Here is a 25158-nt window from a genome sequence, read left to right as displayed (position 1 = left end):
AGCGGACTTTAAAGCCCTGAGAGAATCCTGATGAGCACTTCTTTACCCTTCGAACAATGGCTGGCCCATATCCGAACGCATTCAACCTATTACCAGAAAGCCTTGCGGCATTTGCCATCGCAGGGATGCACGCTGGAAGACTTACCCATCGTCGATGCCAAGAATTACTGGGTGGGTGGTCATGACCTGGATAAGTGGGAAGTTCTGACTACCCCAGTAAAAGACGCACTGGTTTTTAAAACCGGTGGTACCACCAGCCAAGGGAAACTGTCGGTCTACACGCACGCTGAATGGCAACTGATGCTTGACTGCTTCGGTCGCAGCCTGTCGGCTCAATTAAAGGCCGGCGATCGAATTGCCAATCTGTTTTTCTCAGGGGACCTGTACGCCAGTTTTCTGTTTATCCATGGCGCCCTTTGCAGTGTCGATGTGGCTATAACCGAATTTCCGTTCACCGGGTCGGCGGATCTTGACGGACTGACCGATGCCGTTAATGGGCACCGCATCAATGTACTGGCTGGCGTACCTGCGCACCTCCTGGCGTTTGCCAGTCACTTGAATCAATTGGGGCGAACGTTGCCGAGCGTTACCACCGTCCTGTTTGGTGGTGAGCAACTGTTCGAAAGGCAGCTTCCAACGTTACGCCGTGCATTTCCACAGGCACATTTCGCATCCATCGGTTATGCGAGCGTGGATGCCGGACTGGTGGGCGCCAGTGAACCGGATTGCGAATTGGGTGAGCATCGCGTCTTCGACGAACAGACCCGGCTGGAAATTATCGATGAAACCAGTGGGGAAGTGATTGAGGAATGTGATCGCTGCGGCGACCTGGTGGTCACCAACTTCACCCGCACGCTGATGCCTATCGTGCGTTACCCGGTCGGGGACAGGGCCTGTTGGCGCGAACCTGCCGGCACCCCACGGCGCAAATTCGCCCTGCAGGGACGAAGCGCCCAAAGCGAGCGGGTGCGGGTCGGCGTTCTTTCACTGTTTCCACAGCACATCAGCGACATCACCCGGCGCATTGCCGGCGATGTGCAATGGCAATTGATCATCGAGCATGGCGTAAATAACGATCATGTCACGCTCCAATGGGTGCCCGGCGAATACGTGACGGCTTGCGATTCTCCCTCCGATGCCCTTAGAGCCGCGCTGACCGAACAGTATCCGGGCCTCGATCAGCTCGGACTGGCCGTTCAGGCCTGTAGCGCGCAAGCGCTGGCCCGGCACCCACGCTCGGGTAAACATCTGCCGATCGTCGACCGTCGAGTCTATGGCCTGACGGCCGCGAGGCGCGCCGGATGAGCACCTTGGTCATCAGGCCGTTCAGGTCCACGGACGGTGCCGGGATCAGCGAGTTATTCCGACGGGTATACGGCGACCACTATGTCTCGCCGGACGTCTATTTGCCGCGGATGATTTGCCAGTACAACGCACAGCAACATTGGCGTTCCATGGTCGCGGTGCTGGACGAACACGTGGTCGGCCATGCCGCGCTGTGCCGAGGCCTCGCCAGCCCTTCAGACGCCGAGCTGGCGTTGATGGCGGTAGACCCGGCGCTGCAAGGTGCCGGGATTGCCACCCGACTGGGCCAGCGATTACTGGACCGCTGCCAGGACCTTGGCCTGGCCAGGCTGTCGATCAAGCAAGTCACCAGCCATCCCTTCAGCCAACGGTTGGCACAACAGCTGGGATTCCATGACACCGGCCTGCTCCCCGACTACGTGCCCTCGCCGTTCGCCAACGCCCAGGCCGAAACCATTGTCGTCGGCTGTCAGGTGATCAACGACCAGCATCGGCCGCTGCCGCACCTGCGGTGGCCCGCGACATGCCAATGGCTGATGGAGCCCCTGGCATCGAGGTTCGGAACCACGGCCATCGAAACCCCGGCATCGGTACAGCCGTTGCAAGTCAGGCAACTGCCCGGGCGTATCGACATTGTGGCCGCCAGCATGGACCGCCGCCTGGCCGGGCAATTGCAACATCTACCGGCCCATTGGCCATTGTCAGTACGGCTCGGCCTTCGTCAGTCGTTCGCCGATGATTGCCGGCGGTTGATGGCCGCGGGCTTCATCTTCACCGGGATCATGCCCGCGGAAAGCGACCGGGGTTGGCAGGCTCTGTTTCACCGTGGCGCCTTGGCCCGCAGTCTCAGCCTGCACTCGGAAACGATGCAACGGCTGCACAATGAATTGCAGGCTCACGCTCAGACGTGGAGGGGCGCGCAGGCAAACTCGGCGGCTTGACGACATAAAGCAGGTTCTTTGGACGAACCATTTGCGCCGAAATAACGGGAGATCGTAGCTGCAGGCCGCGATTTCTCCCGATCGACGGTAGCACTCGCTACCGATGCAACATTCAAGCTCTATAGCCACAGGCCGATAAAAAGCAAAATCGGGCCATTGCGCCTGCTCCCGAAAGACGCCTTCGTGAAGGACACTCCATGCCCGCATTCCGCACCATTCAGGCACGCTATACGCTGTTCTTGGTTCTCTTCATGTTGGTGCTGTCCATCCTGACCGTCGTCGGCATCAGTTATCTGGTCGCGCCCAAGCTGCGCCAGACCGAAGAGCAAGTGGCGCTCAACCGTATCGCCGAGGTCGCCGAGCAAATCCAGGGCGAACTGAACAAGGTGCAGGCGCAACAACGCAGCATTACCCAGACCATCCCGCTGCTCGACAGCGATGCCATTGACAAAGTGCTGCCCGGGCTTGTCGATCAATATGGTGAACTGAAGGTTTTCGGTGGCGGGATCTGGCCATTGCCCAACCAGCGTGCTGAGGGACGCAGCAAGTTCAGCACGTTCTGGCACCGCGACGCCTCCGGCAAACTGGTGGTCAACACGTTCTGGAACAGCGACGCGGCACCCAATTACTACGAACAACCCTGGCACAAGGGCGGCATGGCCACCCCGCCCGGCAAGTGCGCCTGGGCCGCCGCGTATAAGGATGATGCCAGCGCCGAACCCCGTACCAACTGCGCCATGGCCATTCAGAAAAACGGCGTGCCGTATGGCGTTTCCACCATCGACGTGACCCTGGGCTTCTTCAACGAACTGGTCGCGCGCAAGGAAGCGGACCTGAGCGCCGAGATGCTGATCGTCGAAGGCGACGGCAAGATCATCAGCAACAGTTCGCGCATCAGCGGCCCGATCGTGCTCAAGAACATCAGCGAACTGGCGGCCACCTCGCCGTTTGCCGCTCAGGTCAAGGCAGGCCTGGCCAAACGCGACCAGCCACTGCAACGGGTCGAGTTCGATAACAAGGGCGAAGCAAGCACGTTTTTCATGCGGCCTATCGAAGGTTCGCCGTGGTTCCTGGCTACCGCCTTGCCCACCCGCCTGATCACCGCCCAGCGCGACGACGTCCTGAGCACCCTGAGCCTGCTGCAAATCCCGATGGTCATCCTGCTGGTACTGATGCAGCTGTATGCGATCCGTCAGTTGACCCACCGCATGAAAGTCCTCAAAGGCAACATCGATTCGTTGTCCACGGGGGATGCCGACCTGACCCGACGCATTACCATTCGTGCCGAGGACGAGCTGGGGGCCATCGGTCACTCGGTCAACCGGTTTATCGCTTACCTGCAAGACATGATCGGCGAAGTCACCCAGGCCACCGGGGCCATGGCATCGAGCCTGGATAACCTGCAACGGACTTCGGCCCACACCAGCGAAATCCTGATGCGGCACGCCTCGGAAACCGACCAGACCGTGACAGCCATTACCGAAATGAGCTCCACGGCGGAAAGTGTCGCGCACAATGCTGCCGAAACCGCGGCGTTCACCCAACGCGCCAACGAGCATGCCGATCGTTCTCGCGTGGTGGTTGGCGAGGCATCCAATAGCGTGGTGGCGTTGATCGATGAAGTGGCCAGCGCCACCCGCAAGGTCGAAAGCATGCAGCAGGACGCCCATCGCATTACTGAGATCCTCGGTGTCATCGGTGCCATCGCCGGGCAGACCAACTTGTTGGCCCTTAACGCCGCCATCGAAGCGGCCCGGGCCGGTGAGCAAGGTCGTGGCTTCGCGGTCGTGGCCGACGAAGTTCGCGCCCTCGCCGCCCGCACCCAGGCCAGCACCTCGGAAATCAACGAAATGCTGACCCGTCTGACCCAAGGTGTAAGTTCGTCGGTCTTGGCCATGGAAAACACCCAGGCCAGTTGCCAGTCGGCCGCCGACGCCACCTCCCGCGTGAACTCGGGCCTGGATGAAATGGCGGGCTCCGTCAGCCAGATCAACAGCCTGAGTACCCAGATTGCCACCGCCGCCGAGCAACAAAGCGCCGTGACCGAGGAGATCAACCGCAGCATGGTGCAGATCCGTCACATGGTGGAGGAACTGGTGGAAAGCGGCTTGGCCAGCGAAACCAACACCCGCCAGCTACTGGATGCCAACAGCCGGGTGAATGCGATCATGGGGCGGTTCAAGGTTCGCTAAAGCTTCACCTTCCCCCTGTGGGAGCGAGCTTGCTCGCGATAGCGTCGGATCAGCTGCAAGGGTGTGACTGACAAACCGCTATCGCGAGCACGGGACTGTATTCGTCCTACCAACCTGACAATTCTGTAATCCCCGCCTCAGCCCCCTGTCAGCTCGCCCTCGCTACTCTGTTATCCTCCCTCCAAATCGTTCGACAAGAGACCTCCCCATGGCCAAGCCCCTGCACTTGCTCGCCCTGAGCGCCCTGCTCATGACCACCCTGGCCCAGGCCGCCGAACCGGTTACCATCGACGTGCACCGTGATGCCAATTGCGGCTGCTGCAAAAAGTGGATTTCGCACCTGCAAGCAAACGGCTTCAAGGTCAACGACCATGTCGAGGCCGACATGAGTTCGGTCAAGCAACGCCTGGGCGTGGCGCCGAACCTGCGCTCCTGCCATACCGCTGAAATCAACGGCAAATTCGTCGAAGGCCACGTCCCGGCCGACCAGGTGCTGGCGTTGAGCAAACGCGATGACCTGCTTGGTGTGGCCGCGCCCGGCATGCCCATGGGCTCGCCCGGTATGGAAATGGATGGCATGAGCGATGCGTACCAAGTGATCGGCCTGAAAAAAGACGGGACTCAAACCGTCGTGGCGGATTACCCGGCCCACTGATGGGCGAGGCTTACATCGGGTTGTTCCTGGCCGCCTTCGGGGCGGCGACCTTGTTACCCCTGCAATCGGAAGCGCTGTTGGTGGGCCTGTTGCTCAGCGACCGCTATGGGCCCTGGCTGTTGCTGGCCGTCGCCACACTGGGCAATGTCCTGGGTTCGCTGGTGAACTGGTGGCTGGGCACACGCCTGGAGCAGTTCAAGGGCCGCCGCTGGTTCCCCATCAGCCCCGCCCACCTGGACAAGGCCCGTGTGCATTACCGACGCTATGGACGTTGGTCGCTGCTGCTCAGTTGGGTACCGATCATTGGCGACCCGCTGACCTTGGTGGCAGGGGTCATGGGCGAACCCTGGCGGCGCTTTCTGCTGATCGTGACCCTTGCCAAGGGCCTGCGCTACGGCGCGCTCGCGCTCGCGACCCTGGGCTGGATGGGTTGAACGTTCGGGCCGTTCGGTTGCCTGTGGTTAATGTCGCCATAATCGGGCCGTCCCAGGATCGTCCGGATGCCCAAGGAGAGTTGACCATGTCGCGTTCCACCGCTCGCTGGTTGCCCAGCCTGTTCCTGACCGCCGCCCTGCCCCTGCTCGTCCAGGCTGCCAATCCACCTGAAGGCCCGGCCTATGGCCCGGAACTCCAGGGATTCGAATATCCGTATACGCTCAAGCACTTCGCCCTCCAGTCCCAGGGCCAATCGTTGCAGATGGGCTACATGGACGTGCCGGCCCAAGGCAAGGTCAATGGCCGCAGCGTGGTGCTGATGCACGGCAAAAACTTCTGCGCCGCGACCTGGGGCGACTCGATCAAGACCCTCAGCGAGGCCGGTTACCGGGTGATTGCCCCGGACCAGATCGGCTTCTGCACATCGAGCAAGCCGGACCACTACCAGTACAGCTTCCAGCAACTGGCAAGCAACACCCAGGCCCTGCTCAAGGCTCTCGGCGTGCAGAAAGCCATCGTGGTGGGTCACTCCACCGGCGGCATGCTCGCCACCCGCTACGCCTTGCAGTTTCCCGATCAGGTCGAACGCCTGGCGATGGTCAACCCCATCGGCCTCGAGGACTGGAAAGCCCTCGGCGTGCCCTACCGAACCGTGGACCAATGGTACGAGCGTGAACTGAAACTCAGCGCCGACGGCATTCGCAATTACGAGCGCACTACGTATTACGGCGGCCGCTGGAAGCCGGAATTCGAACGCTGGGTGGACATGCTCGCCGGGCTGAACAAGGGGCCTGGCCATACGCAAGTGGCGTGGAACTCGGCGCAGATCTACGACATGATCTTCACCCAGCCGGTCTATTACGAGTTCAAAGACCTGACAGTGCCCACCTTGCTGCTGATCGGCACCTCAGACACCACCGCCATCGGCAGCGATATCGCGCCGCCGGCGGTGAAAGCCAAACTGGGCCGTTATGAGGTGCTGGGCAAGCAGGTTGCCCAACTGATACCGCGCTCGACCCTGGTGGAGTTCCCCAATCTGGGGCATGCCCCACAGATGGAAGAGCCGGATCGGTTCCACCGGGCCTTGCTGGGCTGGCTGGACAAACCCATTCCCTGACGAGGTGTTCCATGGCGGTGCAAATAGCAGTCATCGACGATTGGCAAGACGTAGCACGGGAGGTAGTGGACTGGTCGGTGCTGGACAGCATCGGCCAGGTGACCTTTGTGCACGACTTTCCCGCCGACCGCGACACCCTCGCCGAGCGCTTGCAGCGCTTCGAGGTGATCTGTGTGATGCGTGAGCGCACTGTGTTCGACGAAGGCCTGCTGCGGCGCCTGCCGAACCTCAAGCTGTTGCTCACCGGCGGCATGCGCAATGCCGCCCTGGACCTCAAAACCGCCGCCGAGCTGGGCATCCAGGTGTGCGGTACCGACAGCTATAAGCACGCCGCCCCCGAATTGACCTGGGCGCTGATCATGGCCCTGACCCGCAACCTCGTTCAGGAAGCCAATGCCCTGCGCGCTGGCCTGTGGCAGCAAGGTTTGGGTGGTGATCTGCACGGCAAGACCCTGGCGATCCTCGGCCTGGGGAGCATCGGCACACGGGTGGCGCAGTTCGGCCAGGTGTTCGGCATGCGAGTGATCGCCTGGAGCCAGAACCTCACCGCTGAAAAAGCCGCTGAAGCCGGCGTGACCTACGTCAGCAAGCAGGCACTGTTCGAGCAGGCCGACATCCTCTCGGTCCATCTGGTGCTCAGCGAACGCACCCGCGGCCTGGTGGACGCCCAGGCACTGGGCTGGATGAAACCCGGGGCGCTGCTGGTCAATACCGCGCGCGGGCCGATCGTCGATGAGTCCGCCCTGGTCGAGGCCCTCCAGCACCGACGCCTGGCCGGCGCGGCCCTGGACGTATTCACCCAGGAGCCCTTGCCGTCCGATCACCCGTTCCGGACCTTGGATAACGTGTTGGCCACGCCGCATGTGGGTTATGTCAGCCGACAGAATTATCAGCAGTTCTATTCGTTGATGATTGAGGATCTGTTGGCTTGGGCGGGGGGGAAGCCGATTCGGTTGTTGACGGCGGCTCCCGGGGTTTTATAGTTCGTGTGTATATCCGTTTTTTCGGTAACGGCGGCTGGCGGTTCCGCCCTTACGGCGGCTCACTTTCGAAGAGCGCGAAAGTAAGCAAAGCGCTCTTGCCCCACCACTCGGCACCTCGCCTAGGCTCGGTGTGCCCTCACTCCGGCATTGCTCCGTGGGCCCGCCGCGAAGGGCCATCCATGGCCCAGCGCGGCTAACCCGGCATCCATGCCGGGTTGCCCACTGCGCAATGCCTGTGTTCGGCCAGCGTGGTTTAACGGGGCGCCCACGATCAAAAGCGTACGCGAGGCGGCCTTATAGCCGACCTGGCTTAGCGTGAATGCGTTCCTCCTGTGGGAGCGGGCTTGCTCGCGAAAGCGGAGGGTTAGTTTGTGGTGATGTTGGCTGTGCCGACGCCATCGCGAGCAAGCTCGCTCCCACAGGTTTTTTGTGTCGTGTGCAGATGCTGTGAACACCCGCCACTCCATGTGGGAGCGAGCTTGCTCGCGAAAGCGGAGGGTCAGTTTGTGGTGATGTTGGCTGTGCTGACGCCATCGCGAGCAAGCCCGCTCCCACAGGTTTTTTGTGTCGTGTGCAGATGCTGTGAACACCCGCAACTCCATGTGGGAGCGGGCTTGCTCGCGAAAGCGGAAGGTCAGTTTGTGGTGATGTTGGCTGTGCCGACGCCATCGCGAGCAAGCTCGCTCCCACAGGTTTTTTGTGTCGTGTGCAGATGCTGTGAACACCCGCAACTCCATGTGGGAGCGAGCTTGCTCGCGAAAGCGGAGGGGCAGTTTGTGGTGATGTTGGCTGTGCCGACGCCATCGCGAGCAAGCCCGCTCCCACAGGTTTTTTGTGTCGTGTGCAGATGCTGTGAACACCCGCAACTCCATGTGGGAGCGAGCTTGCTCGCGAAAGCGGAGGGTTAGTTTGTGGTGATGTTGGCTGTGCCGACGCCATCGCGAGCAAGCTCGCTCCCACAGGTTTTTTGTGTCGTGTGCAGATGCTGTGAACACCCGCCACTCCATGTGTGAGCGAGCTTGCTCGCGATAGCGGTGGTCCAGCCACACAGATGCTGGATATACCCCCCGCTCTTGCTTTGCTTTAGATCTTGATCTTGATCTTGATCTTGATCTTGATCTTGATCTTGATCTTGATTTTGATCTCGACGCCCCATTAAACCACGCTGGCCGAACGCAGGTATTGCGCAGTGGGCACCTCGGCATGGATGCCGAGGTAGCCGCGCTGGGCCATGGATGGCCCTTCGCGGCGGGCCCACGGAGCAATGCCTGCGTTCGGGCATGCCGAGCCTAGGCGAGGCACCGAGTGGTGGGGCAAAGCGCTTTTGGTTACTTTTGGCGCTCTTCCAAAAGTGACCCGCCGTAATTGGATGGACTCGCCCTCGCCGAGGCGTCAATGCGCCGCGGTGGCAGTCTAAGAAGCCAACGACAGCGAGGGCGAGTCCATGAAAAAGAATACGACGCTTAAACAGTCCCTGTCTTCAATCGATCTGTCGGCCTGTACGACAGTGGCGATTGATCTTGCCAAGCAGGTATTTCAAGTCGCAGGCGAAGACGCCCTTGGCCGAGTGCTCTATGAAGAGCGCATCAAGTCGCGTGAGGCCTTCCACACCTTCTTGCGCCAATTGTCGCCAAGCATTGTTGTGCTGGTGGAAACCGGCCCAGGTGCTCAAGCATGGGCACGACAGTTACAGGCGCAAGGCAATCTGGCACGAGTTCTTCCGGCGCAACTGGTGGCTAACCACCGCAGCGGTGCAAAAAATGATCGCAACGATGCGCTGGCTATTTTACGTGCGGGACGGGACAGCAAGATTGCGGCGGTGCCCATCAAAAGTACTGCAGCACTGGCCATGCAGGCATTGCACCGTGCCCGGCAGGGTTATGTGCGTCGGCGTACAGCTACGAGTAACCAGATGCGTGGGCTATTGATGGAGCACGGTTTTGCCTTGGCACAAGGTGATGTTGCTATCAGTCAAACCCTACCTCGGGTGCTGGAGGATGCTACCCAACCACTGCCAGACATGTTGCGCGAACTCATCGACGAGTTGCTGGGCGAATGGCGCCAGTTAGGCGAGCGGATCAACATATTGACCGGTCGCTTGGAGATCGCTGCGAACCAGGATCAAACAGCCAGACGGTTAATGACGGTACGCGGTGTCGGTCCGATCATCGCCACAGCGATGCTAGCCAAGCAGACCGAACCCGAACGTTTTGCCGATGCACGCCAGTTTGCCGCCTACTTTGGCATGGTGCCTGATCAGAACAGCAGCGGGCAAAAGGTTCACTTGGGCCGAATGAGTAAAAGAGGCGATGGTTACATACGCAGCCTGATGGTTCAGGGGGCTCATGCCGTATTGAGGCACCTACGTCCTGATTCTGAGCAGCCCGACGATCGGCGCTTGCATCGCTGGTTGAGTCGCCTAGGACGTAAGGAGGCGGCGGTACGACTGGCGAATCGCAACCTACGAATCATCTGGGTGCTGCTACAGAATGACCAGACTTATCGCAGCCAACCGGCCTAAGGCCGGCCGGCTGCGACAAGTTACTGATCAACAGAGTTCTGCCACCGGGGCGTAAAAGCGCTCCAGCCCCTGCTAGAAAACATTGACCCCAGGTCAGACCGTCGCGGATTGATGCCTGCGCCCTTACCGGCCTTCGAGGCCTGAACGTAATCGGCATACCGCGAGCTCAACCAATGTTGGCCAGAAGTCGAAGACGGCTTCCTCGATAGGCCTTATACATAGATGCAGCCGGGTCGCAGTGTTGAAAAGCGGGTGACAGTGGAGGCGAGTCCATACATAAGGGCGGAACCGCCAGCCGCCGTTACAAAAAAACCGGATATACACACAAACCACAAGTCCAGAACAAGCCCCTGAAAACGGCACGTTCCCCCTCCAAAAGAAACACCGCTTTTCTGAAGTGAACAGCAATCCCACTCCCACCGCAATAGCCTTTCCCAACACCGAAAATAGCCATCAAATCGCCTCCATTTCAAGCGCCCCCCAACGGTGCATCACGCCATCCCATCGCGCACGCCGATGAAACACCACCCTCCCCTTACGCTTTTTAGATTTCAAGAAACTGCACTTCGTCGGTGCGTATCCCCCTTTGTCGTGTAAGACATTGCCGACAATATCCGTGATTGTCTGACAATGCGACGAAGCGAGCCGCACCGCTCTACGTTCTGACCTAGACTGCTGAACCGGGGGAAAAACCTACCGGTCATCCACTCGAAAAAAAGTCGAAACTTTTCGCAACGGCGACAGGTCAGGTTAGAGGTAGGGCATCAGCGGCTGGTGCATTCCTTGCACAAGCCCTTTTAGCGGCCCCTCCACCTGATTCGCTTCGCCGCATTGGGCAGCGCTTTGCTTTCCTTGCGTAGCGCTTGTGCGCCTGGCCGCAGGATTTGGCCAATGAAACAACAGCTCTGGCGCATGCCGGAAACAGATCAAGAAAATGGGAGATAGTTATGATCAGTGCTGCCTTGGAACCACAGCAAGTCCGTTCTCAATTACCGCCGGCGGCTGAATCTCCGACGGCTCCGGTGCTGGCCACCGGCGGCAAGGCACTGCTCCCCGTCGTTCGACAGAATCCCAATCGCAAGAAGGTATTGTTCGTAACGTCGGAAATCGCCGACCTGGTAAAGACCGGCGGCCTGGGCGACGTTTCGGCCGCACTGCCCCGGGCCATGGCCGGCCTGCATGATGTCCGGGTACTGATCCCCGGTTATCCGCAGGTGATGAACAGCGGCAACCCGATCCATATCATCGGCGAGCTGGGTGGCCACGCCGCGCTGCCACCCTGCAAGATCGGGCGCATGGACATGGCCGATGGCCTGGTGATTTATGTGCTGATCTGCCCGGAGCTCTTTGCCCGCGAAGGTTCACCCTACGGTGCCAACAACGGTCGCGACTGGCCCGACAACCACATTCGCTTCGCTCGCCTGGGCCTGGCTGCGGCCGACATCGCCGCCAACCTGGCACAGATCCATTGGTGCCCCGATCTCGTGCATGCCCACGACTGGCCCGCCGGGCTGGCGCCAGCCTATATGCACTGGCGCGGACAACGCACTCCGACCCTGTTCACCATCCACAACCTGGCGTACCAGGGCGTGGTGAGCCTGGCGTCCTGCCCAGAGCTGGGTATCCCGGAACACGCGCTGCAACAAGAAGGCATGGAGTTCTACGGCAAGTTGTCGTTCCTCAAGGCCGGCATGGCCTACTCCAGCCATATCACCACGGTCAGCGCCACCTACGCCCAGGAAATCACCACTCCGGCCTTCGGCTGCGGGCTCGACGGTTTCCTCGCGGCCAAGACGCAACAGGGCCTGCTCAGTGGCATTCCCAACGGCATCGATGAAAGCTGGGATGCCGCCACCGACACGCATCTGTTCCGCCAGTTCGCCATGGGTGACTGGGAGGGCAAGGCCGTCAACGCCGCCCATGTACGCGACCTGTTCGGCCTCGACGACTCCACCGGTCCGCTGTTCGCCGTGGTGTCGCGCCTGGTCTATCAGAAAGGCCTGGACCTGACCGAAGCCGTCGCTGAGTTCATCGTCGAATCGGGCGGCCAGATCGCCATCATCGGACGTGGCGAACCGGAGGAAGAACAAGCCATGCGTGAACTGGCGCTGCGCTTCCCGGGACGGATCGGTGTGCGCATCGGTTTCAACGAAACCGACGCCCGGCGGATGTTCGCAGGCAGCGACTTCCTGCTGATGCCCTCGCGCTACGAGCCTTGCGGCTTGAGCCAGATGTATGCCCAGCGCTTCGGTTCGCTGCCGGTGGCGCGCAACACCGGTGGGCTGGCGGACACGATTGAGGACGGCATCACCGGCTTTCTGTTCAATGAGTCCACCGTGGAGAGCTACAAACAGGCATTGAGCCGGGCCTTCAAGGTCTTCGCTTTTCCTGACTTGCTCAACGCCATGCGCTGCCGAGCCATGTCTGCACCGTTCAACTGGTCTCAGGCCGTGGAACCCTACGCCGATCTCTACGAACAACTGGTGGCCAAGTCACTGGGTAAATCGGTCAGAAAATGAGGTAACAATGCCGTCAAGGACGCCTGAAACCTGGACCCATGGCGCGGTCATGCTCGATGCCGAGCACACCCGCTTCGCCCTCTGGGCCCCGGACGCTTTTTTTGTCAGTGTCGAGCTCGACACTGGAGATTCAATACCACTACTGCCCCAAGCCGACGGCTGGTTCATGATCCAGACCCGTTGCCCCGCCGGTACCCGCTATCGCTACAACATCGACGGCGAACTGGAGGTCCCGGATCCGGCCTCCCGCGCCCAGGCCGGCGACATCGATCGCCACAGCGTGGTGGTCGATCCACATGCCTATCAGTGGCGACACACCCACTGGTCCGGTCGGCCCTGGCACGAAGCGGTGATCTATGAATTGCACGTCGGTGCTCTCGGTGGGTTCGACGGTGTCGAACAGCATTTGGCACGCCTGGCCGGACTGGGCGTGACGGCCATCGAACTGATGCCGCTGGCGCAGTTTCCTGGCGACCGCAATTGGGGTTACGACGGCGTCTTGCCCTACGCACCCCAGGCGTCCTACGGCACGCCCGAGCAACTCAAGCACCTGATCGACAGTGCCCATGGTCATGGTCTGGCGGTCATTGTGGATGTGGTCTACAACCACTTCGGCCCTGACGGCAACTACCTGCACCGTTATGCCAAGGGCTTCTTCCGTGAAGACAAGCACACCCCCTGGGGCGCGGCCATTGATTTCCGCCGTCGCGAAGTGCGGGACTTCTTCATCGACAATGCGCTCATGTGGCTGCTGGAATACCGTTTCGACGGGCTGCGCCTGGATGCCGTGCACGCGATTGAAGACCCGGATTTTCTCCATGAACTGGCGACCAAAGTGCGCGAGCAAGTGGATCCGGCGCGGCATGTCTGGCTGACCGTGGAAAACGAACATAACCAGGCCAGCCTGCTGGAACAGCATTACGACGCCCAGTGGAACGACGACGGCCACAATGCCCTGCATGTGTTGCTCACTGGCGAGACCGATGCGTATTACGCCGACTATGCCGAGCAACCGACCGAGCAACTGGCCCGCTGCCTCAGCCAGGGGTTCGTCTTCCAGGGCCATACCAACCGCCATGGCGAAGTCCGGGGCGAGCCCAGCGGACACTTGCCACCCAGCGCGTTCGTGCTGTTCCTGCAGAACCATGATCAGATCGGCAACCGAGCCCTGGGTGAACGCCTGCATCAGTTGGCGCCACCCCAGGCGCTGCACGCGGCGATCGCCTTGCTGCTGTTATCGCCGATGATTCCGCTGCTGTTCATGGGCGATGAAGTGGCCGCCGAACACCCGTTCCTGTTCTTCACCAGCCATCACGGCGAACTGGCGGAACTGGTGCGCGAAGGCCGGCGCAACGAGTTCGCGGCCTTCAGCGCCTTCGCCGATCCCGAAAAGCGTGAACGGATCCCCGATCCCAACGACGCCGCCACCTTCGAGGCCTCGCGCCCGCTGTTCGAAGCGCAACATCCCCATCAGCATGCCACCGAGGCGCTGTACCGCCGGCTGCTGAAGATCCGTCGCGAAGAAATCGTCCCACGCTTGCCCGGCGCCCAGGCGCTGGGCGCCGATGTGCTGGGCCACGGAGCCGTCAGTGCACGCTGGCGGCTGGGGGACGGCAGCGTATTGCGCATCGACCTGAACCTCAGCGAACAGCCGATCGAGCACACCGCTCCGGAAGAGGTGCACATTCTTTTCGAACATCCGCACCAGGCCATGGGTCTGTTGCAACAGGGCGTCCTTGCGCCCTACAGCGCGCTGGTCAGTCTGACGCAGGCGGCAAACTTGCCCAACATCACTGGAGAGCGCCTATGAGCGATGCGCAACTTGAAATTCTCGCCAGCCGAGCGGGCCTTGCAGTGGACTGGATAGACGCTAACGGCCGGGCGCAAAAAGTCTCGCCTGCCGTACTGCGCTCCGTCCTGACGGGCCTGGGTCATCCGGCGGGCAGCGCCCAGGAAATCGACGCCAGCCTGCAGCAATTGCAACAGGACCAGCAGAACCATCAGTTGCCACCGCTGATTACCGCCGACGTCGGCGCCAGCGTGGACCTGAGCCGCTATTTCGAAGCCGCAACGCCCTGCGAGATCAAACTCGAGGATGGCGCGACGCTGAACCTGAAACTCGACGCCGACGCCAAGCTGCCAGGGATGATCCCGGTGGGTTATCAGCATGTCCGTATCCAGGACCAGCACTTCACCCTGGCGGTCGCACCGGCCCGCTGCTACAGCATGGCCGATGCGGTGGGCGAGACGACACCCCGGGCCTGGGGCCTGAGCGCGCAGTTATATTCCCTGCGCCGCCCCGGCGACGGCGGCTTCGGCGACACCCAGGCCCTGGAAGAACTGGCGCGGGTGTCCGGCGAGCGCGGTGCCGATGCCCTGGCCATCAGCCCGATGCATGCGATGTTCAGCAGCGACACCGGACGCTACAGCCCTTATTCGCCGTCCAGCCGGCTGTTCCTCAACAGTCTGTATGCCGCGCCGGGTACCATTCTGGGTGAACGCGCCCTGCGCACGGCCATCGATGCCACTGGCTTGACCAATCAACTGCGCACCCTGGAAGAACAGCCGCTGGTCGACTGGCCGGTGGCGGCCCAGGCCAAACAGAAAGTCCTGCGGGCTCTGTACGATGGTTTCAGCCAGGGTGAGCATCCGCTGCATGAAGACTTCAGCAGCTTCCGCCACACCAGCGGTGAAGCCCTGGAAAATCATTGCCGCTTCGAAGCCTTGCAGGCCGAGCGCGCGGCCCGGGGGGAAAGCCTCGACTGGCGCCAATGGCCCGAAGAATGGCGCGACCCACGCAGCGCCGCGCTGGCCCATTTTGCCGAAGAAAACGCCGACGAAATTGGCTACTACGCGTTTTGCCAATGGCTGATCGCCCGCTGCCTGGAGCGCGCCCAAAGCGCGGCCAGGGCCAGTGGCATGGGCATCGGCCTGATCGCCGACCTCGCGGTGGGGGCCGATGGCGGCGGCAGCCAGGCCTGGAGTCGACAGGACGAACTGCTCGCCTCGCTGACCGTGGGCGCGCCACCGGACATCCTCAACCGCTCCGGCCAAGGCTGGGGTATCTCGGCGTTTTCTCCGGAAGGCCTGGTTCGTAATGGTTTTCGTGCCTTCATTGAGATGCTGCGGGCCAACTTCGCCCATGCAGGCGGCTTGCGTATCGATCACGTCATGGGCCTGCAGCGGCTGTGGGTAATCCCGAACGACGCCCCGCCATGCGATGGCGCGTACCTTTATTATCCGCTGGATGACCTGCTGCGCCTGTTGGCGCTGGAATCCCACCGGCATCAAGCCATCGTGCTGGGCGAAGACCTCGGCACCGTGCCCGACGGCCTGCGGGAGAAGCTCAGCGCCCGGTCGATCCTGGGCATGCGCGTGCTGTTGTTCGAACAGGACAACACTCACTTCAAACCCATCCTTGACTGGCCGGACAACGCCCTGGCAACCACCAGCACCCATGACCTGCCGACCCTCAATGGTTGGTGGCATGGCCATGATATCGACTGGAACGCGCGGCTGGAGCTGATCGACTCTCATACCGAAATGGACTGGCGCAAACACCGCGAACGTGAACGCGAAGGCCTGCGTACGGTGTTGAACCAGGACCCACAGAACTTTCGTGAAGAACGCCACGAAACCGACGAGGTGCTGGATGCCAGCGTGCGTTTCCTAGGCCACACCCGCGCGCCGTTGGTGTTGCTGCCGCTTGAGGATGCATTAGGCATCGACGAGCAGGCCAATCTGCCCGGCACTACTGACACCCACCCGAATTGGCGTCGCCGCCTGGCCCACGAAAGCCAGGCGTTGCTGGACGCCCCGGATGCCGCCCGGCGTCTGGAAATACTCGCCTGCGCGCGACTTCAGGCGAACGAGCGTGACCGATGAAACCGACCTTGATCCAACCGCTTCGGGCGACCCTTCGCCTGCAATTTCATAAAGGCTTCACCCTGGACGACGCCGTCCCTCAGGTACCGTATTTTGCCGCGCTGGGCATAAGCCACATTTATGCCTCGCCACTGCTCAAGGCCCGCGCCGGATCGATGCACGGCTACGACGTCGTCGATCCGACCCAGGTCAACCCGGAGCTGGGCGGTGAAGCCGCGCTCAAACGCCTGGTCGCGACCCTGCGTGAACACGGGTTGGGACTGATCCTCGACATCGTGTCCAACCATATGGCCGTCGGCGGCAACGACAACCCCTGGTGGCTGGACCTGCTTGAATGGGGACGCCTGAGCCCCTACGGTGAGTTCTTCGACATCCAGTGGCACTCCCCTGACCCGCTGATGGAGGGCCAGCTGTTGCTGCCGTTCCTGGGCAGTGACTACGGCGTGGCCTTGCAGGAAGGCACGCTGAAGCCGCGCTTCGATGCCATGCAAGGCAGCTTCTACGTCGAGCACTACGAACATCACTTCCCCATCTGCCCGATGCAGTACGGCGAGTTACTCAAACCCGCTGAAACCCTGCCATCGGAGCAGGCCGAAGCGCTCAAGGCCTTGGCCGAGCGCTTCACCACGTTGAACTATCAGACCGACGCCCACACCCTCGCCCGCCCGCTGCAAGCAGAGCTGCGGGAGCTGGCCACCCAACCGGGCATCCTGGCCGCCATCGAGGACAACCTGAACGGCTACGATTCCCTCGAGCCCGAGGGTTTCGAGCGTCTGCATCAGTTGCTCGAGCGCCAGAGCTATCGCCTCGCCAGCTGGCGCACCGCAGCGGACGACATCAACTGGCGGCGCTTCTTCGATGTCAACGAATTGGGCGGTTTGCGGGTCGAGCGCCCGACCGTGTTCGAAGCCACCCATGCAAAAATCTTCGAACTGATCGGCGCTGGATTGGTGGACGGGCTGCGAATCGACCATATCGACGGGCTTGCCGATCCTCGCGGTTACTGCCGCAAATTGCGCAGGCGCGTCGATTCACTGTCGCCGTCGCGGCACTTGCCGATTTTCATCGAGAAGATCCTCGGCGATGGCGAAACCTTGCGTCGGGACTGGAACATCGACGGCAGCACCGGTTACGAGTTCATGAACCAGATTTCGCTGCTGCAGCATGACCCCGCTGGCGCCGAACCCCTGGCCGAATTCTGGAGCCGTCTCAGCGAACGCCCGGCGCACTTCATCGAAGAAGCCCGCCTGGCTCGCCAGCAGATTCTCAACGGATCCCTGGCCGGCGACTTCGAGAGCGTCGCTCAAGCCCTGCTGCAAGTGGCCCGGGACGATGTGATGACTCGCGACCTGACCCTGGGCGCGATCCGTCGGGCGTTGCAGGAACTGATTGTGCATTTCCCAGTGTACCGCACGTACATCAACCCATTGGGTCGCTCTGCCGAGGACGAGGTGTTTTTCAACCAGGCCCTGGAAGGCGCCCGGCAAACCCTCAATGAGGCCGACTGGCCGGTGCTCGATTGCCTGGCCGACTGGCTCGGCGGCATGCCCTGGCGGCAACGTCCCCGGGGGGCGCAACGCAAGCGGCTGCGCCATGCCTGTGTGCGTTTCCAGCAACTGACCTCACCGGCGGCGGCCAAGGCCGTGGAAGACACCGCGCTCTATCGCTCGGCGGTGCTGTTGTCGCGCAATGACGTGGGCTACAACACCGAGCGTTTCAGCGCCCCGCCGCAAGAGTTCCACAACGCCTGTCTTGAGCGGCTTGAACATTGCCCGGACAACCTGCTGACCACCGCCACCCACGACCACAAGCGCGGCGAAGACACCCGCGCCCGGTTGGCGGTGCTCAGCGAACGTCCCGACTGGTACACCGCGAGCGTGGAGCAATGGCGCATCCTCTCGCCCTCGCTGCACAGCGACCCCGCGGCCCCCTCGACCGGTGATGAGCTGATTCTGTATCAGGCGCTGCTCGGAAGCTGGCCGCTGGACCTCGATCTGCGCGACGCCAAGGCGCTGGCCGACTACAACGAGCGTCTGTGGCAATGGCAGCGCAAAGCCTTGCGTGAAGCCAAGTTGCAAAGCAGCTGGGCGGCGGTCAACGACGCCTATGAGCAAGCCACCCAGATGTTCCTCGAACGGCTGCTGCTGTGCGATGAAGGCCTACCCTTGCGCAATGCCATCGCCGAGGCGGTCCAGGCCATCGCGGCGGCAGGCGCCCTCAACAGTTTGGCGCAGACTTTGCTGCGCATGACCGTACCCGGCGTACCGGACCTGTACCAGGGCAACGAGTTCTGGGATTTCAGCCTGGTGGATCCGGACAACCGACGCCCGGTGGATTTCGAGACGCGCCGCGAGGCGATGCACGCCGACAATGCCCCCGAAGCGCTGGTACGCGACTGGCGTGATGGCCGGGTCAAACAGGCACTGATCGCCAGGACACTGGCCGTGCGGGCCGAATACACGCAGCTGTTCCGCCAAGGCAGCTATCAGCCGCTACAGGTGGTCGGCGAACATGCCCAGCGGGTGTTGGCCTTTATGCGTGAACACGAGCAACAACGGGCAATCGTCGTGGTACCGATCCATGCAGCCCGGCTGCTGGAAAACAGTGCCGTGCCACAGGTGGCTGCATCGGACTGGGGCGACACCCGCGTGGCATTACCGTTTGCCGAGGATGAAAAACTGAAGGGACTTTTTTCAAGCGCAGCAGTCACACCCCAAAGGGAGCTGATGCTTAGCGCCGCGCTGGGAGATTTCCCAGTCAATGTCTTTATCCAACCTTGAGTTCAGTCAGGAGCACCGCGATGAGTACCGACGATAAACGCATTCGTGAATTCGCCTATCAAATCTGGGAATCCGAGGGTAAGCCGACGGGGCAGGAAAAGCGCCACTGGGAGATGGCCCGCAAACTGGCCGAAGCCGAAGCGCTTGCGCCAAGCAAACCCGCCAAGGCCACGAGCAAACCAACGGCCAGCAAGGCCGATGGCGCCAAGCCTGTCGCGACCAAAAGCACCGTCGCCAAGCCTGCCACCAAGAGCCCGGCCAAGGCCAAGCCCGCGGCCAAACCCTCGGCAGCTGCCGCAGCGGTCCCGCCGGCCAAGCCAGCCGAGAAAAAACCACGGGCGGCGCGCAAGCCACCGGCCAGTTGATCCACCCCCTCACTGATCTCAAGCATGAGTTTCTTGGTGATGAAGAGACTGGCTTGTGGCGAGGGGCTGTCATTCCCATAGGGCTGCGCAGCAGCCCTTACAACCCGCCTCAACTGGCTGACAGGGCTCGATCCTTTGAGCGCCCTACTGACGCCAGCGGGGATGAATTTCCCCTTGCCACAGGTGCAGTGCACCAGCCACCCGTCCCATACGAACCGTATCGCCGTATCAGTTTGTCTTTTGCAGGAGCAACTATGACCCGTCCAAAAAAAACCACGCCGCCGCCCGTTATCGAGGCTTCGCGGATTCGTGAAGGGCTGCCTTTTCCGCTCGGTGCAACCTGGGATGGTCTCGGGGTCAATTTCGCGCTGTTCTCAGCCAATGCCACCAAGGTTGAACTGTGTATTTTCGATGATGCCGGCGAGGTCGAGCTCGAACGCATCGAGCTGCCGGAATACACCGACGAGATTTACCACGGCTATCTGCCTGACGCCCATCCCGGGCTGATCTACGGCTACCGGGTCTACGGCGCCTACGATCCGGAAAATGGCCACCGTTTCAACCCCAACAAGTTGCTGATCGATCCTTACGCCAAACAATTGGTCGGCGAACTGAAGTGGTCCGAAGCACTGTTCGGCTACACCATCGGCCACCCCGACGGCGACCTCAGTTTCGATGAGCGCGACAGTGCCCCGTTCGTACCCAAATGCAAAGTCATCGACCCGGCCCACACCTGGGGCAATGACCAGCGCGTCAGCGTGCCCTGGGACAAGACCATCCTGTATGAAACCCATGTGCGCGGCATCAGCATGCGGCATCCGTCGGTGCCGGAGAATCTGCGCGGGACCTTCGCCGGGTTGATGGTCGACGACGTGCTGGAGCACATCCGCAAGCTGGGTGTTTCATCGGTGGAACTGTTGCCCGTCCATGCCTTCGTCAATGACCAGCATCTGTTGCACAAAGGCATGACCAACTATTGGGGCTACAACAGCATTGCCTTCTTCGCCCCCGACCCGCGTTACCTGGCCAGCGGCAAGATCGCCGAGTTCAAGGAGATGGTCGCCCACCTGCACGAGGCCAAGCTTGAGGTCATCCTCGACGTGGTCTACAACCACACGGCCGAAGGCAACGAACAAGGCCCGACCCTGTCCATGCGCGGCATCGACAATGCGTCGTACTACCGGCTGATGCCCGACGACAAGCGCTACTACATCAACGACTCAGGCACTGGCAACACCCTGGACCTGAGCCACCCGTGCGTCTTGCAGATGGTCACCGACTCCCTGCGCTATTGGGCCACGGAGATGCACGTCGACGGTTTCCGCTTTGACCTGGCAACCATCCTGGGCCGCTACCATGACGGCTTCGACGAGCGTCACAGCTTCCTCGTCGCCTGCCGCCAGGACCCGGTGCTGCGCCAGGTGAAAATGATCGCCGAGCCTTGGGACTGCGGCCCCGGTGGCTATCAAGTGGGCGGTTTTCCACCGGGCTGGGTGGAGTGGAACGACAAGTTCCGCGACACGGTGCGCGCGTTCTGGAAAGGCGACGACGGCCAGCTGGCCGATTTCGCCAGCCGCATGACCGCCTCGGGCGAGATGTTCAACCAGCGGGGTCGCCGCCCTTACGCCTCGGTGAACTTCGTGACCGCCCATGACGGGTTTACCCTCAATGACCTGGTCTCGTACAACGACAAGCACAACGAAGCCAACGACGAAAACAATCAGGACGGCAGCAATAACAACCTGTCCTGGAACCACGGTGTCGAGGGCCCGACGGACGATCCGCAGATCAACGAATTGCGTCATCGGCAGATGCGTAACTTCTTTGCGACCTTGCTACTGGCCCAAGGCACACCGATGATCGTCGCCGGGGACGAGTTCGCCCGCACCCAGCACGGCAACAACAACGCCTATTGCCAGGACAGCGAGATCGGTTGGGTCAACTGGGACCTGAGCGAAGACGGCGCGGCGCTGCTCAAGTTCGTCAAGCGCTTGATCAAGTTGCGCCTGACCTACCCGATCCTGCGCCGCGGACGGTTCCTGGTGGGCAATTACAACGAGGACATCGGCGTCAAGGATGTGACCTGGCTGGCACCGGACGGCAGCGAGATGACCACCGAACAATGGCAGGACGGCCACGGTCGGTGCCTGGGCATGTTGATGGACGGGCGGGCCCAGGAAACCGGCATCCGTCGCAAGGGCGCCGACGCGACGTTGCTGCTGGTGGTCAACGCTCACCACGACATCGTCAACTTCCTCTTGCCGGAAGTCCCCGAGGGCAGTTTCTGGACCTGCATGGTCGACACTAACCAGCCGTCGGTACGTGGCCAGGAGCGGTTCGATTTCAATTCCGAATACTCTGTTACCGGACGTTCGCTATTGCTATTCGAACTGCAACGGGAAGAAGAGGATTAAAAACCTGCGATAAACGGCTGCCGAGGACGAAGACCCGCAAGGACGCGGCTCTTCGATCCTGTGCAACCCAGTTCGAGTAAATAAATGCAGCTCAGATAGACAGGTGACGCGACGAATCAGTCGACATAGTCAATACTTCGCGTACGGTGTTCCAGGATCAGGGGCACCGTGAATCGCAGTCAGGCCCTCCTGGGCATCATCGGGCAGTCGGCCCGATGCACGGCTGAAAGATTGAATTCAACAAGGACGTCTCTCATGAAACCCGCCTCTCGCTTGCAAAGTCGGCAGCACCCGCAAATATGGGACAGCGCCCCACAGTTGGCCGACATTCCTATCATCAGCACCCAGACGCTCATCCCGGCTGGCGCTCGCGCCGTCATCCTCTCGCCGCATCCGGGCGATGAAGTCGGGGCCTGCGGCGGATTGCTCCAGTTGCTGAGCAGCCTGGACCAGCCCATGTTATTGATTTCGATCACTGACGGCGCCCTCGGCCATCCCGGTTCGCCGTTGTGGAGCGATGAGCGCCTGCGCACGTACCGTCCTCACCCCCAGGAAAGCGTGGACGCCCTGCATCGCCTGGGCATCCCGGCCCAAGGCCTGCAATGGGTGCGCGGCGGCTTTGCGGAAAAGACCCTGGTGGAACACGAGGCACAGCTGGTCGCCTTCATAGGGCGTTATCTGCGGCCCGGGGATGTGGTGTTCAGCACTTGGCGCAAGGATGGCGACAGCGACCACGAAACGGTCGGCCGCGCCGGGGCCCAGGCGGCTGAAAACATTGGCGCGGTATTTAACGAACTGCCGGTATGGGCGTGGCACTGGCCAGTCCGCGAGCAGAACAAAATACCCTGGCACCGGGCCCGCAAACTGCGCCTCGACGTCTGGACCACAGCCCGCAAGCGTCACGCGATGCACGCCTATGTCAGCCAACTCAACGGCGAACCCGCCAGCGGCATCTCCCCCCTGGTACCGCGGGTCATTCTAGATCGCATGGGCATGCCGTATGAGATCGTTTTCATCTGAAAACCGAACACCCTGACCCACCCCAATCCCCTGTGGGAGCGAGCTTGCTCGCGAAAGCGGTGGGTCAGCTTGCCTCAACGCTGAATGTGCCGCCCTCATCGCGAGCAAGCCCGCTCCCACACTGGTTTCGGGCATTCACAGAACCTACATTCCCCCCAATCCCCTGTGGGAGCGGGCTTGCTCGCGAAAGCGGTGGGTCAGCTTGCATCAATGCTGAATGTGCCGTCGCCTTCGCGGGCAAGCCCGCTCCCACACTGGTTTCGGGCATTCACAGAACCTACATTCACCCCAATCCCTTGTGGGAGCGGGCTTGCTCGCGAAAGCGGTGGGTCAGCTTGCATCAATGCTGAATGTGCCGTCGCCTTCGCGAGCAAGCCCGCTCCCACATTGGTTCCGGGCATTCACAGAACCTACATTCACCCCAATCCCCTGTGGGAGCGAGCTTGCTCGCGAAAGCGGTGGGTCAGTTTGCATCAATGCTGAATGTGCCGCCGTCATCGCGGGCAAGCCCGCTCCCACATTGGTTCCGGGGTGCCATAGGGTGCAGTGGTGTTCAGCGACGACAGGCATTGACCGGCGGGACTCGGCCGCGCCACGGTTGGGCACGCTCCAGTTGCGCGGCCAAGGCCAGCAAGGTGCTTTCCTCGCCAAAGCGACCGGCAAAGTGTGCGCCCATCGGCAGGCCGTTGCTGCTCCAGGACAATGGCACCGACATCGCGGGCTGGCCGCTGGCATTGAACAGTGCGGTAAATGGCGAATAGCTGTGGTATCGCTCAAGCAGTTGATCAAGGCTCATGCACACATCCTGGATGTCCAGTTCGCCAATCGGTACTGGTTCACGGGTTAGCACCGGCGTCAGGACCAGGTCGTAATCCTGCATGAACAACGCCAGTTGCCGACCCAGGGCATGAATCCATTCCACGGCGGCCGCGTATTGGGCGCCGCTGACGGTGCCCTTGTCCCGCAAGATGATCCGGGTGCGTACTTCCAATTCTTCGGCCTGCACCGCAACACCACGCATCTGGCCCAGCAGGTCAACGTAATGACGGGTGCTTGCACCGATGATGGTAAAGACCTGATCCAGAAACGCCGGCAATACCACCGGCAAGTTTGCCGGTTCGACACGGTGCCCCAGGGACTCGCACAAACGCGCAGCCTGGCGCACCGCCTCCAGGCTCTGCGGCGAGGTGGGCCAAGGGCCGAGCTGTTCGACCAGGGCAATGCGCAACGGCTTTGGGTCCTGCAGCACTGCCGTCACATAGGGCTGCGACTGGACCGGTGCCGCATACGGCGCCCCCAGGTCCATCCCGGCGGTGGCGTCCAGCAGCGCAGCGCTGTCGCGCACCGACAAGGTGATCGCATGGGGCGTGCCCATCCCGGCCCAGCCCTCGCCCATCATCGGCCCTGACGGCAACAGGCCTCGGCTGGGTTTGAGCCCGAACACGCCACAACAGGACGCTGGCACTCGCAAGGAACCGCCGCCATCATTGCCATGGGCGAACGGCACGACCCGGGCCGCTACCAGCGCCGCTGCGCCACCGCTGGAACCGCCGGCGCTGTGGTCGGTGCTCCACGGGTTGCGCGTGGCGCCAAAACGCGAGGACTCGGTGGAATACGACGTACCGAATTCCGGCGATGTACTGGTGCCCATGACCTGGCAACCCGCGCGCCGCAGACGCGTCACGACCTCCGATTCGAAGTCCGCACGAACATCGCCCAGGGAACGCGAACCGTTGGTCATCGCCGCGCCGTTGACCGGTGAAAACAGGTCTTTGATCAAGGTCGGTACACCGGCCAGCAGGCCCTGCCCGACCTGGGCGGTGCGCGCCGTCTCCCGGGCCGATTCATACAGCCGCTCGGCCACGGCATTGATCTGTGGCTCAACCCGCTCAAGGCGCTCGATGGCCGCTTCAAGCAATTCGCCGGGCTGGACCTCGCCACGCCTGACCCACTCGGCCAGTCCGGTGGCGTCTTCGTTGTCCATCAAGTGGTGGATGTCTTGCATAGCCATGCTCCAGGTTCCTTA

General features: G+C 61.7%; 16 protein-coding genes and 1 pseudogene. 16 read left to right on the top strand and 1 reads right to left on the bottom strand.

From position 1 onward, the window contains the following. The first annotated feature begins 30 nt into the window (after window positions 1-30). From LOY70_RS13480 to LOY70_RS13410, 16 genes and pseudogenes are all read left to right on the top strand, one after another. Entirely contained in the window at window positions 31-1305 is a 1275-nt protein-coding gene (locus LOY70_RS13480) for a phenylacetate--CoA ligase family protein (RefSeq protein ID WP_265037454.1), read from the top strand. Continuing rightward, window positions 1302-2246 (top strand): GNAT family N-acetyltransferase, encoded by a 945-nt coding sequence (locus tag LOY70_RS13475; protein ID WP_265037452.1) that lies wholly within the window; start codon window positions 1302-1304, stop codon window positions 2244-2246. The genes LOY70_RS13480 and LOY70_RS13475 overlap by 4 nt, the downstream gene beginning before the upstream one ends. A gap of 197 nt (window positions 2247-2443) precedes the next feature. Further along, window positions 2444-3580: pseudogene (locus LOY70_RS30160) on the top strand (cache domain-containing protein); the annotation flags it as partial. A 12-nt stretch (window positions 3581-3592) separates the two neighbouring features. Beyond that, a complete protein-coding gene (locus LOY70_RS30155) occupies window positions 3593-4438 on the top strand; it encodes a methyl-accepting chemotaxis protein (protein WP_413776648.1) in 846 nt (281 codons plus the stop codon). Window positions 4439-4646: 208 nt separating this feature from the next. Continuing rightward, entirely contained in the window at window positions 4647-5093 is a 447-nt protein-coding gene (locus tag LOY70_RS13465; RefSeq protein ID WP_123341352.1) for a DUF411 domain-containing protein, read from the top strand. Then, a complete protein-coding gene (locus tag LOY70_RS13460; protein WP_265037448.1) occupies window positions 5093-5527 on the top strand; it encodes a YqaA family protein in 435 nt (144 codons plus the stop codon). The genes LOY70_RS13465 and LOY70_RS13460 overlap by 1 nt, the downstream gene beginning before the upstream one ends. Window positions 5528-5613: 86 nt before the next feature. Beyond that, window positions 5614-6645 carry an alpha/beta fold hydrolase gene (locus tag LOY70_RS13455; protein ID WP_265037447.1) on the top strand — a complete coding sequence of 344 codons (1032 nt, stop codon included), beginning with the start codon at window positions 5614-5616 and terminating at the stop codon, window positions 6643-6645. 11 nt (window positions 6646-6656) lie between these two features. Further along, entirely contained in the window at window positions 6657-7628 is a 972-nt protein-coding gene (locus LOY70_RS13450; protein ID WP_265037445.1) for a D-2-hydroxyacid dehydrogenase family protein, read from the top strand. Between the two features lie 1489 nt (window positions 7629-9117). After that, window positions 9118-10149 (top strand): IS110 family transposase, encoded by a 1032-nt coding sequence (locus LOY70_RS13445; RefSeq protein WP_265038044.1) that lies wholly within the window; start codon window positions 9118-9120, stop codon window positions 10147-10149. A 947-nt stretch (window positions 10150-11096) separates the two neighbouring features. Next, a complete protein-coding gene (glgA, locus tag LOY70_RS13440; protein ID WP_123341358.1) occupies window positions 11097-12668 on the top strand; it encodes a glycogen synthase GlgA in 1572 nt (523 codons plus the stop codon). Window positions 12669-12675: 7 nt separating this feature from the next. Beyond that, on the top strand, window positions 12676-14478 hold the full coding sequence (gene treZ, locus LOY70_RS13435) for a malto-oligosyltrehalose trehalohydrolase (RefSeq protein WP_265037435.1): 1803 nt from the start codon (window positions 12676-12678) through the stop codon (window positions 14476-14478). After that, window positions 14475-16553, top strand: coding sequence for a 4-alpha-glucanotransferase (gene malQ, locus LOY70_RS13430; RefSeq protein WP_265037433.1), 2079 nt, complete (start codon window positions 14475-14477; stop codon window positions 16551-16553). Before treZ ends, malQ begins: the two co-directional genes overlap by 4 nt. After that, window positions 16550-19333 carry a malto-oligosyltrehalose synthase gene (locus LOY70_RS13425; protein ID WP_265037432.1) on the top strand — a complete coding sequence of 928 codons (2784 nt, stop codon included), beginning with the start codon at window positions 16550-16552 and terminating at the stop codon, window positions 19331-19333. Before malQ ends, LOY70_RS13425 begins: the two co-directional genes overlap by 4 nt. 20 nt (window positions 19334-19353) lie before the next feature. Continuing rightward, window positions 19354-19698, top strand: a complete 345-nt coding sequence (locus LOY70_RS13420; RefSeq protein ID WP_265037430.1) for a DUF2934 domain-containing protein — start codon at window positions 19354-19356, stop codon at window positions 19696-19698. 254 nt (window positions 19699-19952) lie between these two features. After that, a complete protein-coding gene (gene glgX / locus LOY70_RS13415; protein ID WP_265037428.1) occupies window positions 19953-22112 on the top strand; it encodes a glycogen debranching protein GlgX in 2160 nt (719 codons plus the stop codon). A 255-nt stretch (window positions 22113-22367) separates the two neighbouring features. Beyond that, window positions 22368-23132 (top strand): PIG-L deacetylase family protein, encoded by a 765-nt coding sequence (locus LOY70_RS13410; protein ID WP_265037426.1) that lies wholly within the window; start codon window positions 22368-22370, stop codon window positions 23130-23132. A 553-nt stretch (window positions 23133-23685) separates the two neighbouring features. On the opposite strand, the gene LOY70_RS13405 is transcribed toward LOY70_RS13410, so the two are convergent. Next, complete coding sequence (locus tag LOY70_RS13405; protein ID WP_265037424.1) at window positions 23686-25143, bottom strand: amidase; 1458 nt, start codon at window positions 25141-25143, stop codon at window positions 23686-23688. Window positions 25144-25158 lie beyond the last annotated feature (15 nt).

Source organism: Pseudomonas sp. B21-054 (assembly GCF_026016345.1).
In the GTDB taxonomy this organism is placed as follows: domain Bacteria; phylum Pseudomonadota; class Gammaproteobacteria; order Pseudomonadales; family Pseudomonadaceae; genus Aquipseudomonas.
The sequence above is the reverse complement of the archived record's forward strand: the minus strand, read 5'-3'. Positions and strand labels throughout refer to the sequence as shown.